We start from the raw sequence: 17,309 nt of genomic DNA on the forward strand, positions 1-17,309 counted from the left end.
GCGCTACGCGATCGAATATCTGCCGCCCGACTGATGCGTCACCGAACCGTAAAGTGGAGGGATGCCGAAGAACGCTGATTCGCCCGTCCCTTCGGGCTCTCGTAAAACTGCACGGGTGCCGTGGGCATCAATCCTGCGTAACGTGGTGCTCGTCCTTGTGGCCCTGGGAGCGGTGTGGCTAGCGTTCAACGTTCGGCTGCCTTCACTTGACTCGCTCCAAGCGGACATTTCCGATCTGGGCGGCTGGGGCCTGGGCGCGTTCGTCCTGTTGTATGCGGTCGTTGCGGCAACTCCGATTCCGGTGACGATCGTGGCAGTCGCCGGAGGGATGGCATTTGGCCTGCCGCTCGGAACCGTTCTCTCCATGGTCGGCGTCGTGATCGGGTGCTATGCCGGCTACTGGGTCGCCCGTGCGCTGGGACGCACGACGGTGATGCGGCTGCTGGGCGGACACGCTGAAGTGGTTGAGGACCGGCTCGCCAACGGTGGCTTTTACGCAGTCTGCACAATGCGCCTGATGCCGGGATTCCCCTACTGGCCGGTGAATTATGGAAGTGGCGCCCTCGGCGTACGTAGCCGCGAGTACCTCAGCGCCACCACCATCTCTGCACTACCGGGTCAGCTGTCCCTCGTTGCCGTGGGCGCGTTCATCGCTAACCCAGGCATCGTGAACGGCGTCGCCGTGGCCATTTTCTGGACTTTGGTGATCGTGCTGACTATGATCGCATTTCGTCGTTGGCGCTCGACCCGCAACACAGGGCCGTCCGAACCCGTGAATGAGTAAATTGGTTGTCGCCTTCCTCTACGTGCTTCTATGCGCTTGGCTACGAGCCGGACCGGCGCGGTGGCAGGCTTCGGCGCCGTGGCAGTCGTGTTGAGTACTCACTGCCGGCTGCGGATCGAACGTAAGCGCGATCGACCCGCACCGATTGGTCCGGTACGTCGGCGCTCCTATCCCGGCCAACATCGATAGCGTTTCCGGCGCCGGATGCCCATAATCGTTATCTGCCCCCACCGACATCACCGCCAAAATCGCCAAATTGCTCCCCAACACCGCAATCTAAAGGAGGTGTGTCCAATTTTGGCGTTGTCACTGGTCAGAGGCTTATATCGTTCAACGGACGCCGATTCGGCTTGGGAAGGCTTGCTCCGCGCCGATCGTCGCAAACGATTCTCCGCTATCGTCGACCCGCCACGGATCGTTACAACTACACCCATGGTCCGCTCTTGACGATGTCAGGCTGATGCAGCGTCACGGACTCGATCGCAGCACCGCCCCGTACGAAACGATCACCATAAGGTGTTCCCGTTACGGCGATACCTGGCCACGCGCGTCAATTACCGACGCGGAGAACCGCACCACACATCGTTCGGCCTGCGGCGCCAGCCCCCGAAGGGAAACGGTGTGTAGTCTGGCTCTTTCTCTCGAAGTAGTCCACCAATAGTTGACACATAGGTCAACCGGTAGTTGGCGCGTCTAATGAATGAATTCCATCAGGCACAGATCGGACTGGAACTCGCCCGCCAGCACCTTCACAACGTCGTAACGACATCACGCCAGCAAAGACAGATATGGGCAGAAATCCGAAAATCCCTCGGGCTGAGTCGACAAGCAGCATTCCAACGATTCGCTAACCCTACGGGCCCCAGGAGCGGAGAGAAAGTGTCCAAACGATCGCTACAACACATCGCCAACCTGACCGAATAAGTATTCCAATTCATCGCCAAGGGGACCACGAGCGCCTGCGGGGACTTATGCACCCGCGAACCCATGAAACGTCAGCTTCTCGAAGGCCCTGGACACGAGCACTGGTGCCGTTGATCTGACGATCCCACGCGGCCGCAACCGCCTATTCATCTCGCGCCTGGTGCCCAAGGGCTCCCGGTGGCTCGGTGGCCTGGATGACATGATCATTTCGCTGCGCAAATCCGGTCAGACGGTAATGACTATGAGTCGCCACGGGATAATGGCGCTCTCTTTACTGAGCTCGTGGCGTTATCCTGATGTCTCGTAACCAATTTCGGTTACTGTCGTCTGGGTCTCCAGTTAGGAGGCGTCGTTCCGAGAAACCACATCTCGCACAATTCTTTGATTTTCGGGCAAGCATGCGGGACAGGTGTGAGACCCGGCGGAACCGCGGTGGTACGAGAACCGACAAAGCCTAGCAGTTTGCTGTCGTAATGTCGGTGCTTTGCCGTAAAGTTCGGAGCATCTAACGATGGAGGGTGAATGACCACCGGATTCGATGCTGCACAGGGCGCGGTTGAACCTCAACGGGTCGACAAGGAAGCGGCGAGCCGTGCCCACCTGGAGGTACGTGAGGTTCTCGAGAGAGACTCACTACTCAGCGATTGGGGTATCAATTCAATTCTTATCGGTTCGTACAAACGACAGGTTTCCATTCGGCGGATCAAGGACGTCGATGTCTTCTGTCGGCTCGAGAGCGTTCCCCATGACGTCTCGGGTTCCACGGCTCTGAACGAGTTCTTCCGTGTCCTGTCCGATGAGTATGGTGAAGACAATATTACTCGACAGGCTCGATCACTGAGCGTAGAGAACCCCACGTGGAATGGCCTCCATGTCGACGCGGTTCCTGCGCGCCCCGCCGGCCGGTTCTGGGAGATCCCCAACCATGAAGATCCTGACTCCGGCTGGCAGGAGACTAATCCCGACAAGTTGACGCAACTGTCATCCGAGATGAACACTGCACTGGGAGAACTTTACGTCCCGGGCGTGAAACTGATTCGACAGACGCGGCGGACGTTGATCGACGATCATCCGGGCGGACTGTTCGTCGAACTGGCCCTGTACACCGCTTGCACCGGCGGACAGGTTTTTGGTGACACTATGCGCGACTTCTACGTCAGCGCGCTTAACGGGGTAGCACAGGTAGTTGATGCGAAGGTGCGCCACGGACAGGAGATCCCCGACCCGACACGGCCGGGCGAACTCCTTAAGTTCAGAGCGACTGACGACGAATGGTTGACCGCCGCGGACGCGTTCAAGGCAGCCGCAGCGCAAGCGGATCGCGCACGCAACGCCCCGCGATGTGCAGCCGAGGCGACCTTCCACCGACTGCTCGGTAAGAACTCCGACGGAGAAGTCGTCTACCCGCTACCCGTCGACTGCAATGTAGACGGCAGCACTAAGTCGCGGCTGGTGGCGGGAGACCGTACCGTGCCGGGAGGGAACCAGAAGTTCGCGTGACTGAAGTCGATGAGTTCTTCCGTTCCGCACACAACGATCTCATCTACGAGCTTGAGATGCATGGGTTTTTACCAGTCGACGAGGACTCGTGGACAGGCGAGATCCGTACCCCAAATGCCGCTTGGCAGGTGAAGGTCGACTTCAGCTCGCCCTACCCTACTTTTCCACCACGAGTCCTACTCGTCGGCGACAAGCCGCTCTCGTGGCACCAGAACGCGGATGGCTCGCTCTGCCTGTACTCGCAGTCAAGCCCGGGAGCGTTTCCGTGGTTCGCCCACGGCGCTTTCCTCGCGAAAGTGCGCGAGTGGCTAGAGAACGACGAGACGGGTTGGATTGGCGACACTCCCGACCTCGACCTTGAGAGGTACTGGGAACCGAACACCCGCTTCGCACTCCTTGTTCACGACGAACTACCTGGCGGCAAGACCTACTGGGCACGATTCGATCGCTCGGGACCGGAAACTCTCGTTCAATCGGGATACGAGGCGCCGCCGCGAAAACGGCCTCGAAGCCACAAGCACCTTTACGGACTGGTGGCTGACATCGGAGAGATCGAGGCACCACCTCGAACGTGGGCACAACTCTCCGCCCTGCTTGAGGACTCTGTCAACATCGAGACTGAACTACGCGAACACCGAGCGGATGTCCTGCTCGTCCGCTACGCCCGCGCCGACCATCAAGGATTGTTGGGTCTGGTCCCCGTGCCCGGAGGACAGCCTACCGAGCTAAAACTCAGGTCAGTGAGTTGCGCGTCACGAAGCCCCCGAACGATGGCCCTTCGCGCCGGATTCCAGAGTTCGGATCTCCGCAAGAAAGTCGTGACGGTCGTGGGTGTCGGCGCCGTCGGCTCGTTCGTCGCCCAGGGACTCTTCCGGGCAGGCCTGAGAGATCTCGTTCTGGTGGACGTCGAACGGCTTCGTCCTGGCAATCTCGCCCGCCATGCCGCCAGCTGCGCCTTTATCGGTAAGCCCAAGGCAGAGGCGATGGCACGGACCCTGGGAGCCACCGTCTTGGCGTTTCCCTTCAGGGTTGATTCACTCACATGCGCAATCCGCATCGTCAACACGGCTGATCTGGTCATTGACGCGACTGCTAACGAGGTGGTCACCCAGCTTCTCACCGAAGCCGGGCGTCTCGCCGGCAGGACGGTGCTTTCCACCTACCTGGCGAACCAGGGTCGATCGAAGGTCGTTGAGATCCTGCCCTCAGCGGCAGATGACCGTTTGGTACCGCAAGAGCTGCCGCCGGCCGCCGCTGACGGTGTCGAGTCAGGGTGTGGAGACCCTATCTCCACAACGCCCCCTTTCGCCGTGATGGAAATCGCCGGGATGACGTGTCGGATCGCGACAGCCATGCTCGTTGGCGAGACTGCTATGTCAGAACTACGCGAACAAACATGACCAGGGCCGACCTCGATGCGAAGGTGGAAATTGCGGTGAACATCATTGCCGAACTCAACGATGCCGCGAAAACCGCACTTCCATATGAAACGGGCGGCCTCTTGATCGGGTGGCGAGACGGAGATCGCGTTGTCGTGCGCAGATGGCTCCGCCTGGGCACATCGCACCCGAGGACCAATCGGTTCGAGATAGATACCAAGGAGGCCACCATGGTGTTGAAACACTATTTGCGGACAACGCCCGAACCTCTAGAAGGCTACGTCGGAGCTTGGCACACACACCCGGCACTCGCGCCACCGAGCGAAACAGACTTCGAGACATTTACCGCCAGCGCAGCAGCAACGCAGGGGCCGCTGGCATTTATCGTCCTCGCGACAAACGGCGGCTCGAGCACAGCCCATATCGCCTGGGCTGGCCACCAAGGCGCCCACGTGGCTATCAGGAGAGAAAGAACGATCACCGTCGAAAGGGCCCGCAGTGCGTAAGATGACCGATACACAGTTCGATCTGAAGAGAGCCTTTCTTCAGCGGCAGAAGGCCATGTCCGCTGAGCTAGAGATACCGTTGGAGTTCACCACCCATCCGACAGCGATCGGTGACGCCTCCGAAGCAAACTGGGTCAGGATGCTCAAGTCCTTCTTGCCAGGCCGATACGAGGCCGGCCCAATCTTTGCCCTCGACGCCAAGGGCGCCCGGAGCGAGCAAATCGACCTCGCCATCTATGACCGCCAGTACTCACCCCTCTGGTTCGAAGCAGGAGGCAACCGTTACGTCCCTGTCGAGAGCGTGTACGCGGCACTCGAAGTGAAGCAAGAAATCAACGCCAAAAACCTCGAGTACGCAGCCAAGAAGATCGAAAGCGTCCGAAAGCTCCATCGCACATCAGCTCCAATCGTCGATATATATGGCATCCAGAAGGGGCCCGAGCCCGCGGACCGACCGATCGTCGGGGGCATCGTCGCTCTTCGCGTGAAATGGAAGAAGGGAGTGGCCTCGGCCTCCGGTCGTCAGAACATTAGGAAGCATACCGATGCCCGGCACCTGGATCTCGGGTTAGCACTTAACGACGTCGCATTCGACAATGTCCCTACATCGACCAGAAGCGAGCTACTCACACCTGGTCTGACCTTCAGCGAGCCTGGTGTACAACTGATCTCGTTCGCAATGCGGCTGTTCCGGCGCCTGCAAGCCACCGGCACGGCGCTCGCAGTAGACCTGAACGTGTACGAGGAGTCGCTCAAATCAATCACGGTTTCCAACTACGCGGACATAGACCAGAACTGAGGTCATCAAAGTCGGTATAGTTCATCTTTTGCAACGAGGATCTTGAGTCGGTAGCGAGCCCGTCCCGCAGATTGACACATCGATACGCGGCTAGTTCTTCTGCGCCAAAGCGGCTGATGCAGTCGTCTGCTGCACGGTCGACGAATGGAATGAGGGTCTCAGCGACGCGGAGAACCTGATGCGCTCGAGTCCCTGCATAGCTGGTGACGTCAGAGTTTTTCGTGGCCAGGGCGCGTCGAGTCGGCGACCCGAAGTTCCAAGACACACCTTTCAGCATCTGCGTCGTCCGCTGACCCGCGCCACCGGCTCTCAGCAGCCCACGGCTCGGGCTGGCGCGCCGTGGTCCGCTCTGATCCGCTCAGGTCAGCCGGGACAACACGACCGTTCTAATTGCCGACGTTCAATCACGTATCCATTCGGCTTCACACATCCCAGATTGGGAGCGCCGCGACCATCAACTTATTCGCTCTCCCGTTCAACACGGCTGGTTCCCCACCCGTACGCTTCTACAGTCGGCAAATGAAAAGTATCGTTTCGCCAAGTATCAGATAGAGCGCGAAATCCTATCCTTCTGTTGTTGGATCAAGCGTTAAGTACTATTAGCCCGCAGCTTGCTCGAGACCGCTACTCCTCTGCAATGGCGCGGATGGAACAGATTCGATGCTTTGTATCGTCTGGCGCCAGGCATGCCCTATTTTTCAACAACAGAAGTCTGTAAGTATGGGATCCAGATCCCATCGCTAGAAGAGAAGCCGAGGTAAGAAACAGCACAGTCGCTATTAGACCGACACAACCACCAGATGCGTACTAGGCAGACTGCATTCACGACATAAAACACACTCTGACCAGCACGAACCCCTGGATCGGGACACATCCCCTCGAGCTTTAGCGTCTTGCCAGACACTGATCGACTAAGGGGTTGCGTTGTCGATTCGCCAATTTTGCTGGTCAGCGGCTTAATTTGGTCGATCGTGTAACGGTCCGGCCATGCCTGGGTCGCGAAGCAGTGCCACGATCATTTGTGCGTTCAAACCAACCATGGCCGCAGTTCTCTTCGCCCGGCCCAATCGAGCAAATCAGCATTTATACGGCGGATCACCGTGCTCCAAATTACCCGCAGTGGCCCCGTCACTTTTGAGGATATAGAAGGACGCCAGATTCGAAGTTCACCACAAACATGTACGTGGGATGTTCTCGTGAGCGATCACTCAGCGCCGTGCTCATATCGGGATGGTTTCAACAATTCAATTACGGAGAAGGTTCGGGAGAGGCTGAAATTGATCGGTATGTGGGCTCGGCGCGCGCAGAGGCGGAAATGCCGAGTCCGTTAGCGATCACTGACGAAGAACTGGCCGACATAGACCCAGAGCCTTCTGTTCTGGATCAGGCATATTGCATAGTTTGCTCGCACCTTGAACGAGACCGCTACTCCCCTGTAGTGCCGCAGCTGGAACGGAGTCAGCGTTCGGCATCGCCTTGCACTAGATGTGGACTGTTTTACCGCGAAAGTACGGGCTAAGTACAGGGTTTGAACCATGGTTATGAGCGATACTCGGCCCTTTTCTTCAGCGAGGACTCGACCCAAAGCCTCGCCAGCCGAATCAACATAACTTTGTTGTGAACCTATTGACAACACAATAATCTATAAGTAATGCTCGTTGTGTAAGCGGCGTTCGCCACCCGCCGACCGCGGAATGAACGCCCCCGATTCGGGGAAGTAAACCACGCTGGCCTCGAACCTTTGCCCGCATTACTCAGCTACTTCGTACAAGGCAGTTCGGAGGTTCAGATGCAACGCAACATTTCGCACGATCCAAGGTCACGGCAAACGTCTCGAACAAGGCCACGACGGTCAATCTCGCTTACTATCGCGGCACTGTCCGTCACGGCGCTAGCACTTACTGGTTGTTCGTCAAACAGCTCGACTTCCAGTGCCAGCGGACAATCGGGAGCCCAGGTAATCCGCTTCGGCATCTCGAACAAGATCCCAAAACTCATCACCGGGACAGATCAAGGAGCCGCCGTCGATACCGTGCTATCTCTGATCCACCGGGGTTTGATGGCATACGACGCGAATGGCAAGCTCATTCCGGGTCTCGCTAAATCCGTCAAGAACCCGAACCCGAAGACGTACGTATTCACATTACGCAAGCATCTTGAATTCCAGAACGGCAAGCGCGTCACACCCGCAATAGTGAAGACGAATCTTGAATACTACGGAGACAAAAAGACGGGCTCCGGACTCTATACGGGCCTGAAATACATTGAATCGATCGATACCGGTGCGCACTCTGTCACTGTTCATCTGGATGGACCAGACACAGCTTTCCTTCAATGGCTCGCCGTCCCGACAGCGGCGATCGTTCCCAAGAGTTCGCTCAACAAAACGACATCGAACAAAATTGGCGCAGGACCGTTCAAGCTGACTAAATATCAGCCGGGCATTGGAATGACTTTCGTCAAATTCAAGAAGTACTACGGAGCAAAGTCAGTCAAACTTCACAAAATCGAAATGAAATTCTATGCTGACGCCCAATCCCGAGTCAACGCTCTGACCAGCGGCGACGTCGACCTAATCGACTACGTGCCCTGGCCAAACTGGAACAAGTTGGCGAAGACGCCAGGCGTTACGGTAGCCGGCCAGCAGGGCCCGTTCCAATACGTGCAGTTTAACGTCACGAAGAAGCCGTTCAGCAACCCGAAAGTCCGTCAGGCTGTCGCATACGCCGTTAACCGTAAGAATAGCGTTGCCGCAGCATTCCAAGGACATGGCAAGCCTCTCGACGGAGTAGTCATTCCAAAGAGCGACCCAGCGTACGACCCGCAATACGCCAATCTGTGGAGCCACGATCCTGCTAAGGCAAAGAAGCTCCTTGCCCAAGCTGGATACCCAAACGGATTCAAAGCTACGTTGTTGACCACATCGCAATACCAGTTCCTCGAGGATCTCGGCTTATCCGTCCAATCGGACCTGAAGGCCATTGGAATTGACGTCAAGATGGATTCTCCAGACTGGGCCACGCGGACCAAAAAGGGCAATTCGGGCGACTACGACCTGGCAGTATCCGGCGGAGCAGGACGAATCACCGACCCCTCTTATTTGATGGGTCACGTATCCGGCCCAGCAAATTACAACAACAGCTACGGTTACGACAACCCGAAGCTCAACGCTGCCTTGCTCGCAGGACTTCGCGCGTCGACACCGACAGAGAAGAAGGCCGCATATGGCAAAGCTCAGCAAATTATAAAGACCGATGTTCCGTTTGCATCGTTGAACACACGGTCGCAAGCATTTGCCTACAGCTCGAAGGTCAAGGGCTTTAAGAACCTGCCTGGATTCCTTACATTCTACGGCGGATATTCGTTCCCCGACGTCCACATGACTAAGTAACGAACAGCGGAGCGAACTAGAATGACCCAGTTCATTTCGAAGAGGATCGGCGTCGGCATCGGGCTAACTTTCCTGGTGCTGACTCTGATCTTCCTCGCAATTCACATGGTCCCTGGTGACCCAGCGGCGATATTGCTCTCTTCCTCGGGTAGTAGCGCACCGAGCCCTCAAGCGATACATAAGATGCGAGTCCTTCTCGGTCTGAACGAACCACTCGGTGTCCAGTTCTGGGATTTCCTCAGACATACCGTGACTGGAAACTTGGGCACGTCTTACGTCGACGGACAGTCCGTTTCGCAGGCCGTCGCGGAGAGACTGCCACGTAGCTTGGAACTCATTGTTTTCGCCACGGTTATCGCGGTATTCGTCGGGGTAACCCTCGGGACTCTCGCGGCACGAGCTGGAGGCGTGATCGATAGCGTCATCACAATGTTGAGTAGCATCGGCATTGCCTTACCAGTATTCGTCGCCGGTGTGCTGCTCATCTTGTTTTTCGGGATACAGCTGAACTGGCTCCCTGCAGGCGGATACGTTGGCTGGTCGGACCCGATTGCACATCTGAAGTTACTTATCCTGCCGTCGGTGACGCTAGCCCTGCCATTCATCGCCAACGTTGCGAGGATGACACGATCATCCGTCTTAGAGGTACAGCAGCGTGATTGGGTCCGAACTGCGGCTGCATTTGGCCTCCACCCGTTTCAAGTCTTCCGGAAGCACATTCTGCGCAACGCCCTGAATCCAGTTGTGACAGTAGTCGGCCTACAGTTCGGCAAACTACTCGGCTCAACGGTGCTCGTCGAGCAAGTCTTCAACTATCCGGGCCTTAGCTCACTTCTTGTTGATGGTGTGACGCACCGAGACTATCCCGTCGTACAGGGCATAGTCATCGTAATCGCGGTCATTTTCATAACCATCAATGTGATAGTCGATTTATTATACGGCTTACTCGACCCAAGGGTGGCTCGATGACAACTGCAACTATGCCACGGATCCGACTCCGCCACGGAGTGTCCGTCTTTCGGACCCTCGCTCTGACATACATCGCTATACTCGTCATGGTTGTCTGTCTGGCACAGTGGATCATGCCCCACGACCCACTCAAACAAGACATCGTCAACCGGCTGAAGCCGCCGGCAACGGCGGGGCACTTACTTGGAACTGATTCGTTCGGACGCGACGTCCTGTCCCGCCTGATAGCTGGCGCCCAGACTGAAGTTATTGTCGCAGTTTGCACGACCCTGCTGGCGGCTGTACTCGGCTCATTCCTCGGTCTCCTCGGCGGCTATTTCGGACGGATTGTCGAAGGTCTGACGATGCGTGTGATCGTAGACGTGTTATTGGCGTTTCCGCCTATCGTTCTTGCGCTGCTCGCAGTGACAATATATGGACCTGGGCCGGTGACATTGACCATTGTCATGGGAGTGCTTTTCAGTCCGATATTCGCACGAATCGCGTACGGCCAGGTAATCTCGATCAAGCACGAGGAGTATGTAGAAGCTGCGGAAGCTTTCAGTGCCCCCATATGGACAGTATTACTCCGAGTAATTTTCCCGAACGCGGCCGCACCTATAATTGCGCAGCTGTCGCTTACTATGGCGGATGCCATCCTTCTTGAATCCGGCTTGAGCTATCTCGGACTCGGCGTCGTTCCACCAGCCGCGTCGTGGGGAGGGATGGTCGCCGACGGCCAGCGATACATCAGTCTGAATCCGTATTCTCTCTTGATACCAAGCATCGTTTTAATCGTGACAATTTTGGCTTTCTCGGTCCTTGGCGACATGCTTCGCGACCGTCTCGACCCCCGGAGGGTGAATTAATTGAAGGATTCACTTTTACAGTTCAAAGGCCTATCCATCGATTTCAAGATCGCCAATGATTGGGTCAATGTCACCGACGGCATCTCGTTCGATGTGCGCAAAGGGGAAACGCTGGCCCTAGTCGGTGAATCCGGGTCAGGAAAGAGCGTGACGGCGATGTCAGTTCTCGGCCTCCTCGCGCCCAATGCTCGTACGAACGGGACTATTGAGTACAACGGAATGGATCTCGTATCGGCAAGCGCTTCCCAGCTTAGGTCTGTGCGCGGACGCGACATCGCAATGATCTTTCAAGAACCGATGACCGCGCTCAACCCTGTGTACACCATTGGTGCTCAATTATCCGACGTGCTCCGCCGGACTGAATCTGTGCCCAAAGCATCGACCAAACGCGAGTCACTCCGCCTCATGAAAGCCGTGCATATGCCGGACCCAGAGACGAAGCTCAACGCATACCCGCATCAGCTCTCAGGCGGACAGCGTCAACGCGCAATGATCGCAATGGCCATTTCTGGCAGTCCTCGCCTGCTTATTGCGGATGAACCGACCACAGCATTGGACGTGACTGTCCAGGCGGAGATCCTGGACCTCTTATTGGAGCTCCAAACCACATCAGATATGTCTATGCTGCTCATCACTCACGATATGGGGGTCGTTGCGGATGTGGCTAAGCGAGTGGTGGTCATGGAAAAGGGCTCCATTGTCGAGCAAGCCGATGTCGAAACACTCTTTGTGAATCCCGCGAAGCCCTACACCAAGCATTTGCTCGCGTCGGTTCCTTACCTTGGAAAGACGCTCGCGCCTGCTTCGGCCCCAAACGAAGCTGAATCTCGCGTTCTTGACGTCAAAAAATTAAGCATCACGTACGGGGGACGTTCTCGAAAGCTCGACAATCACGCTGTCATGGATGTGTCATTCGACATTCGACCCGGTGAAATACTCGGTCTCGTCGGAGAGTCCGGATCGGGGAAGACCTCTATTGGGAAATCGATAATGGGACTCGTCAAAGACATCGATGGCGACGTTGTCATTGATGGTAAACGTGTCGATTACGCCAACCGCAAACAGCGCCGAGCGACGCTCCGTCGCGTATCGATGGTATTTCAGGACCCTGCGTCCTCTCTCAATCCTCGACAGCCAGTCTGGCGGAGCATCACCGACCCGCTGAGGTGGAAGCAATTGCAGACGCGAACGACTTCTTTGCGAGACCGAGCGGAATCGCTCTTAAACCTGGTCGATATGCCCAGCGACACTGCGCGAAGATATCCGCACGAACTCTCCGGCGGACAACGCCAACGCATAGGCATCGCCCGGGCTTTGGCCGTTGACCCACTGCTGATGATCGCCGATGAGCCAACATCCGCGCTCGATGTGTCAGTCCAGGCGACCGTTTTGGACTTGCTGCAAGAGCTACAAATCAAGCTCGGATTCGCTTGTCTCTTTATCAGTCACGATCTCGCTGTGGTCGAACTTCTTGCCGACCGAGTCGCGGTACTCCAGCGTGGAGAAATTGTCGAGTTGGACAATGCCCGGACGATCCTTGCCACACCGAACTCGGATTACACGCGTCGGCTCATTGCTGCTGCTCCAGTTCCCGACCCGGAGGAACAACGACAGCGACGTCGCAAACGTCTGACGGCAGACGTTCACTAGAAACGATCGAGCGGAAGGAGAAAATCATCGATACGCGATGGATGGAAATATTCGTCAAAGTCGTCGAATGCAATTCATTCGCCCAAGCGGCTGACGATCTTGGAATCTCGCAACCCGCTCTTAGCCAGCAGATCAGCCGGCTCGAAAAGGAAGTCGGAGAGCGACTTCTCGACCGAAGTACACGACCCTTACGAATGACTCACGTGGGAAAGGATTTCTACGCGAAGTCACGGAACATTATCGATGCCATCCAAGGGATTGACGGTCTCATATCGGAGACTAGGAGCGGACGAGCGGGATCGCTTCGAGTCGGTCTTGTCCCATCCCTCATGCACGGCCCGGTACCAGCGATAATCAAGACGTTCGCAGATAGCAGACCTGATCTCGATCTCGATCTCTCGTATGAGTCAACAACCGTGCTCCGCGAGCAGCTCGCAGATGCGCGCCTTGACGTCGCGCTGCTTTACTCGGCGCCGAAAGTCGGCGGATTCGCGCACACTACCTTGTGTGACGAACCGTTCCTTACCGTCATCAATAGCGATCACCGGCTCGCTTCAACTGACGAAATCAGCTTTGGCGATTTGAAAGATGAACGTCTTATCACAATTCCACGCGAAGCCGCTCCAGAGAACCACGACGCGCTCGTTGTCGCGTGTCTGCAGCACGGATTCTCACCGAATGGGCTCACCGCTCCAGGGTCTTATCTGTCCCACGTAGGCCTCGTCTCCGCCGGGTTAGGAATAAGTTTCATCCCAGCATCAATCGCTCGACTCGCAATAAGCAATATCTCCTATAAACGACTTGTCGATCCCGAAGTGAGGCTCGAATCGCATGTTTGCTGGCACAGCAAGAGAAGTAGCGCAATGATTGAAGCATTCGTCAACCATTGCGTGGCAAAAATTACCACACAATCAATTGACCACACGCGCGCGATACACAGCGAGGTGCATGAAGCACCAATCTAAGTGTGGGCGCCTCCAGACGCTACCACTCCTCGGCGAGTATTGGGTCTAGCGCCCGGGAAATCCCTGAGGGGCCCTCGCCAAATGGTGCATTCAATCCCAGTACCGGCCGTTTCCCTACCACTCTCTACCCAAATGAAGGAGAACCATCATGAGCATAACTGTTGCGACGGCCCAATTCGCAGCCGGCACAGATAAAGAAGAAAACCTTACTCAGATACGCACTCTAATCGCAGACGCGGCAACAGCTGACGCACGATTAGTAATATTGCCTGAGAACTCCATGTACAGTTCGGCGAATGCATCGGACGTTGAAAAGAGTAAGGCAGCAGAAACACTCACCGGGCATTTTGTTAGCGAACTGACAGAGTTTGCACACGAATTTGGAGTCGACGTTGTCGCGGGCATGACCGAAATTTGCGACACAGACACTCGATCTTTCAACACGCTTGTTCATGTCACGTCGGACGGCCAGCTCAACGGCGTATACCGCAAGATTCATCTCTACGATGCATTCGGCTACCGAGAGTCAGACACCGTCATTGCAGCAGACCATGCCGCGCCACTCATCTTCGACCTCGACGGGGTACGTTTCGGAGCGATCACTTGTTACGATCTGAGATTTCCCGAAATTGCTCGGTGTCTCATTGACGCTGGCGCCGATGCGATCATCCTTCCCGCAGCGTGGGTTGCAGGTCCGATGAAGGAGACCCATTGGGAGATACTTCTTCGCGCGCGCGCAATTGAAAACACGGCCTATGTCGTAGGCGTGGGGCAGACCGGCCCGACATGCACCGGCCTGAGCATGACTGTCGACCCGATGGGCGTCGTCATCTCGAACGGCGCAGAAGCTATCGGACTCGGTGTGGCCACCATTGATGCGGCCCGCGTCGCGCAAGTGCGAAAAGCGAACCCCAGCTTGTCAAACCGACGGTTCACCGTAACTCCGGCGGCATAGCACTACCCAAGAGAAGCACCCCTGACCTGACAGACGATTCAGCAAAAACCAACGAACGGAGCAAAAATCAATGTACCGCACACAATCACTCGGCGAAATGAGCTGGACCGAAGTCAAATCAATCGCGACCGAAGACCCGATCATCCTCGTACCGATCGGCGCAATCGAGCAACATGGACCGCACCTCCCGATTCACGAGGACTCTATCGTTGCCGATTGGTCAGCGAACTACATCGCGACCCAGCTAAAAAACGAGATTGACATTCTGGTGGCTCCCGCCTTGAATTACGGCCACTCCCCCACATTTCGCGGTTATGCAGGCAACCTCTCCCTAGCTCAAAATACGCTTCGCCTTGTCGTCGGCGAAATTCTGGATGGGCTCGTCGCATCCGGTTTTCGACGCATCGTCCTCATCGACAATAACGGTGGCAATGTAGCGCCCATCACCTCGGCATCCCTGGATGCCCGGCAAGGGCACGGCATCCTGGTCGGTCACCTATACCCGTGGCAACTCGGGTACGGTCTCATGCGCGACGCCTACGATGACGCAAGTGCCGTATACGGGCACGGAGCAGAACCCGAGCATTCCGCCATGTTGGCGATGTTCCCCGAACAAGTCCACAGCGACAGCGCCGTGAAGCGTCCCTTTACGCAACTCGCTGGATGGAACCCTACAAGCTATACCGAGGCAAAGATCGGCAACAACTCGGTTCCTGGAACAGTGTTCTGGGACTTTTCGGAAATTAGCGACACGGGCGTGTCTGGTGATCCAACAGTAGGCACCCAAGCCATGGGTGAACTCTGGATCGAAAGAGTCATGGGTTTTTGCTGTGACTACGTCCGCGAATATAACAAGAACACACAGAATGGAGCGTGCGATGTCCGGCCGTAATCAACACCCATCACTCGCAGCCTGGTTTTCAACGCCCAACTTCGCCGAAGCTGAAATTGTGCAGCAAGCGGGGTACGACGCAGTTGTACTCGACATAGAACACGGATCCTTCGACCTAGCAGCTCTCGAAAGATATATACCTTTCCTTCGCTTGCTCGGTTTGACAGTCATCGCCAAAGTGCTGGCACCTGAGCGTGGCCCTATCCAACAAGCACTCGACTTTGGAGCCGATGCGGTCGCGATACCACACGTAGAGAACGAAAAACACGCCCGTTACATCACCCAAATGGGAAAATTTCCAACCCTTGGTGACCGGAGTTTCGCAGGTGGACGAACCTGTGGATACGGGCCCACCGACCAATCATGGTACGAACGCCAAAATCGTCGGACGGCGGTCTACCCCATGATTGAAGATGCCGGCGCGTTCAACGACGTATCAGCCATCGCCGCGCTCGACACGGTCGACGGGGTCTTCGTCGGGCCATCCGACCTGTCGTTACGGCGTAATCGTGGCGCATACTCAGCTGACGCCGACGACTTCACCGACATTGAAGCCATCGCGAAAGCCTGTGCATCTGCAAGCAAGCCTTGGATCATGCCGGCGTGGACACACGCAGAAAAACAGCTCGCATATCGGCTCGACGCGGGAACCATCATCCTCACCATGGAACATGAAGCCTTACGATCTGGGTTTACAAACTCTATCGACGAGATGCGGTCTATCGAAGGAGTGTAGAGAGTCGCTGTAACTCCACGCCAACACTGCAAGTAAGTGATACTGCTGACGTCTGACGCAGTGGCACGCGCCGCGGCCCTGCCAGATATGTCGGCGCCACGCTGGCGGCAGCCATCACCCGGATTGAAAGGAGAACAACCCAGGTGATGACTGCAGTTGGCGTATCGCTAATCATGCTTATCGCGGCGTGCGTCCAGCGCGTAGCCGGGATGGGGTTCTCCCTTGTGGCCGTGCCGCTGCTCTTGTGGATCCTCGGTCCGGTGAATTCCGTAACGCTCGTGAATATCGCGAGTGGAATGACGAGTCTGGTGATCATCGGCACGACTTTTCGGGATATTTCATGGCAACATGTCCTGCGTCTAGCAATACCAGCGTTGGTGATCACAGTGCCAAGTGCTTACATATTGACGATCGCATCGAGTCCATGGATTGAGCTGCTGGTTGGGATACTGTTGCTCGCATGCTGCTGTGCAATGAGCTTTAATCTGCGAATTAGGTTACATCGCTCCGTTGCCGTCGAAAGCGTTTCCGGCTTTATCAGCGGCTTTATGAACACGACCGCAGGAGTCGCGGGACCAGCAGTCAGCGCATACGCGTTCTCAGCCGGATGGCCGCATCGCATGTTCGTCGCCACCCTTCAGCCATATTTCCTTCTCGTCGATGCCGGCGCGGTCGCAGCAAAATACTCGATGTTCAATGCAAGCGGGCACCACTCACCAGGCGCCGTCGTCGCTATACCAGCTCTAATCGGCTGCGTAGCAGGACTCATTGTCGGCAGACAAGTGGCCATGTGTCTCAGCTCAAGAACGTCGAGGCGTGTCGTCGTCGCAATTGCTGTGCTGGGCTCGCTAGTGACAACGGGCAGAGCTCTTGTTGCGCTCACAACGTGACTTCAGCGATACCGCCGCTTTAAGCAACCCAATTTGATGACCTCACACGCTTCATACGCTGCATCGTTAACGGCGTCTCGCCCACCGATGAATTGTAGGCACTGCAGCCTTGTAGAGTGAG

14 protein-coding genes and 1 pseudogene are annotated in these 17,309 nt (G+C 56.4%); all 15 read left to right on the top strand.

The window, feature by feature from the left end:
* Positions 1-115: 115 nt before the first annotated feature.
* Positions 116-784, top strand: a complete 669-nt coding sequence (locus BJY26_RS15295) for a TVP38/TMEM64 family protein (protein ID WP_237248776.1) — start codon at positions 116-118, stop codon at positions 782-784.
* Positions 785-1,793: 1,009 nt separating this feature from the next.
* Positions 1,794-2,015 (top strand): annotated as a pseudogene (locus BJY26_RS19750) (transposase); the annotation flags it as partial.
* A 215-nt stretch (positions 2,016-2,230) separates the two neighbouring features.
* The gene (locus BJY26_RS15305; protein WP_179429062.1) at positions 2,231-3,208 is read left to right on the top strand and encodes a nucleotidyltransferase domain-containing protein; all 978 of its coding nucleotides are present in this window, start codon (positions 2,231-2,233) and stop codon (positions 3,206-3,208) included.
* A complete protein-coding gene (locus tag BJY26_RS19620; RefSeq protein WP_179429063.1) occupies positions 3,205-4,608 on the top strand; it encodes a ThiF family adenylyltransferase in 1,404 nt (467 codons plus the stop codon). Before BJY26_RS15305 ends, BJY26_RS19620 begins: the two co-directional genes overlap by 4 nt.
* On the top strand, positions 4,605-5,093 hold the full coding sequence (locus BJY26_RS15315; protein WP_179429064.1) for a M67 family metallopeptidase: 489 nt from the start codon (positions 4,605-4,607) through the stop codon (positions 5,091-5,093). Before BJY26_RS19620 ends, BJY26_RS15315 begins: the two co-directional genes overlap by 4 nt.
* 1 nt (position 5,094) lies before the next feature.
* Positions 5,095-5,892, top strand: coding sequence for a DUF6602 domain-containing protein (locus tag BJY26_RS15320; protein ID WP_179429065.1), 798 nt, complete (start codon positions 5,095-5,097; stop codon positions 5,890-5,892).
* Positions 5,893-7,951: 2,059 nt separating this feature from the next.
* Positions 7,952-9,283, top strand: coding sequence for an ABC transporter substrate-binding protein (locus tag BJY26_RS15325; RefSeq protein WP_179429066.1), 1,332 nt, complete (start codon positions 7,952-7,954; stop codon positions 9,281-9,283).
* Positions 9,284-9,304: 21 nt separating this feature from the next.
* Entirely contained in the window at positions 9,305-10,252 is a 948-nt protein-coding gene (locus BJY26_RS15330; RefSeq protein ID WP_179429067.1) for an ABC transporter permease, read from the top strand.
* Positions 10,249-11,100, top strand: coding sequence for an ABC transporter permease (locus BJY26_RS15335; RefSeq protein ID WP_179429068.1), 852 nt, complete (start codon positions 10,249-10,251; stop codon positions 11,098-11,100). Before BJY26_RS15330 ends, BJY26_RS15335 begins: the two co-directional genes overlap by 4 nt.
* Positions 11,101-12,750, top strand: a complete 1,650-nt coding sequence (locus BJY26_RS15340) for a dipeptide ABC transporter ATP-binding protein (RefSeq protein WP_179429069.1) — start codon at positions 11,101-11,103, stop codon at positions 12,748-12,750.
* 41 nt (positions 12,751-12,791) lie between these two features.
* Positions 12,792-13,715, top strand: coding sequence for a LysR family transcriptional regulator (locus BJY26_RS15345; RefSeq protein ID WP_179429070.1), 924 nt, complete (start codon positions 12,792-12,794; stop codon positions 13,713-13,715).
* Between the two features lie 148 nt (positions 13,716-13,863).
* Entirely contained in the window at positions 13,864-14,670 is an 807-nt protein-coding gene (locus BJY26_RS15350) for a carbon-nitrogen hydrolase family protein (RefSeq protein WP_179429071.1), read from the top strand.
* Positions 14,671-14,740: 70 nt separating this feature from the next.
* A complete protein-coding gene (locus BJY26_RS15355; protein ID WP_179429072.1) occupies positions 14,741-15,562 on the top strand; it encodes a creatininase family protein in 822 nt (273 codons plus the stop codon).
* Positions 15,549-16,298, top strand: a complete 750-nt coding sequence (locus BJY26_RS15360; RefSeq protein ID WP_179429073.1) for an HpcH/HpaI aldolase family protein — start codon at positions 15,549-15,551, stop codon at positions 16,296-16,298. Before BJY26_RS15355 ends, BJY26_RS15360 begins: the two co-directional genes overlap by 14 nt.
* Positions 16,299-16,444: 146 nt before the next feature.
* Positions 16,445-17,188 carry a sulfite exporter TauE/SafE family protein gene (locus BJY26_RS15365; RefSeq protein ID WP_179429074.1) on the top strand — a complete coding sequence of 248 codons (744 nt, stop codon included), beginning with the start codon at positions 16,445-16,447 and terminating at the stop codon, positions 17,186-17,188.
* The last annotated feature ends 121 nt before the right edge of the window (positions 17,189-17,309 follow it).

It is taken from the genome of Spelaeicoccus albus, assembly GCF_013409065.1.
GTDB lineage: Bacteria > Actinomycetota > Actinomycetes > Actinomycetales > Brevibacteriaceae > Spelaeicoccus > Spelaeicoccus albus.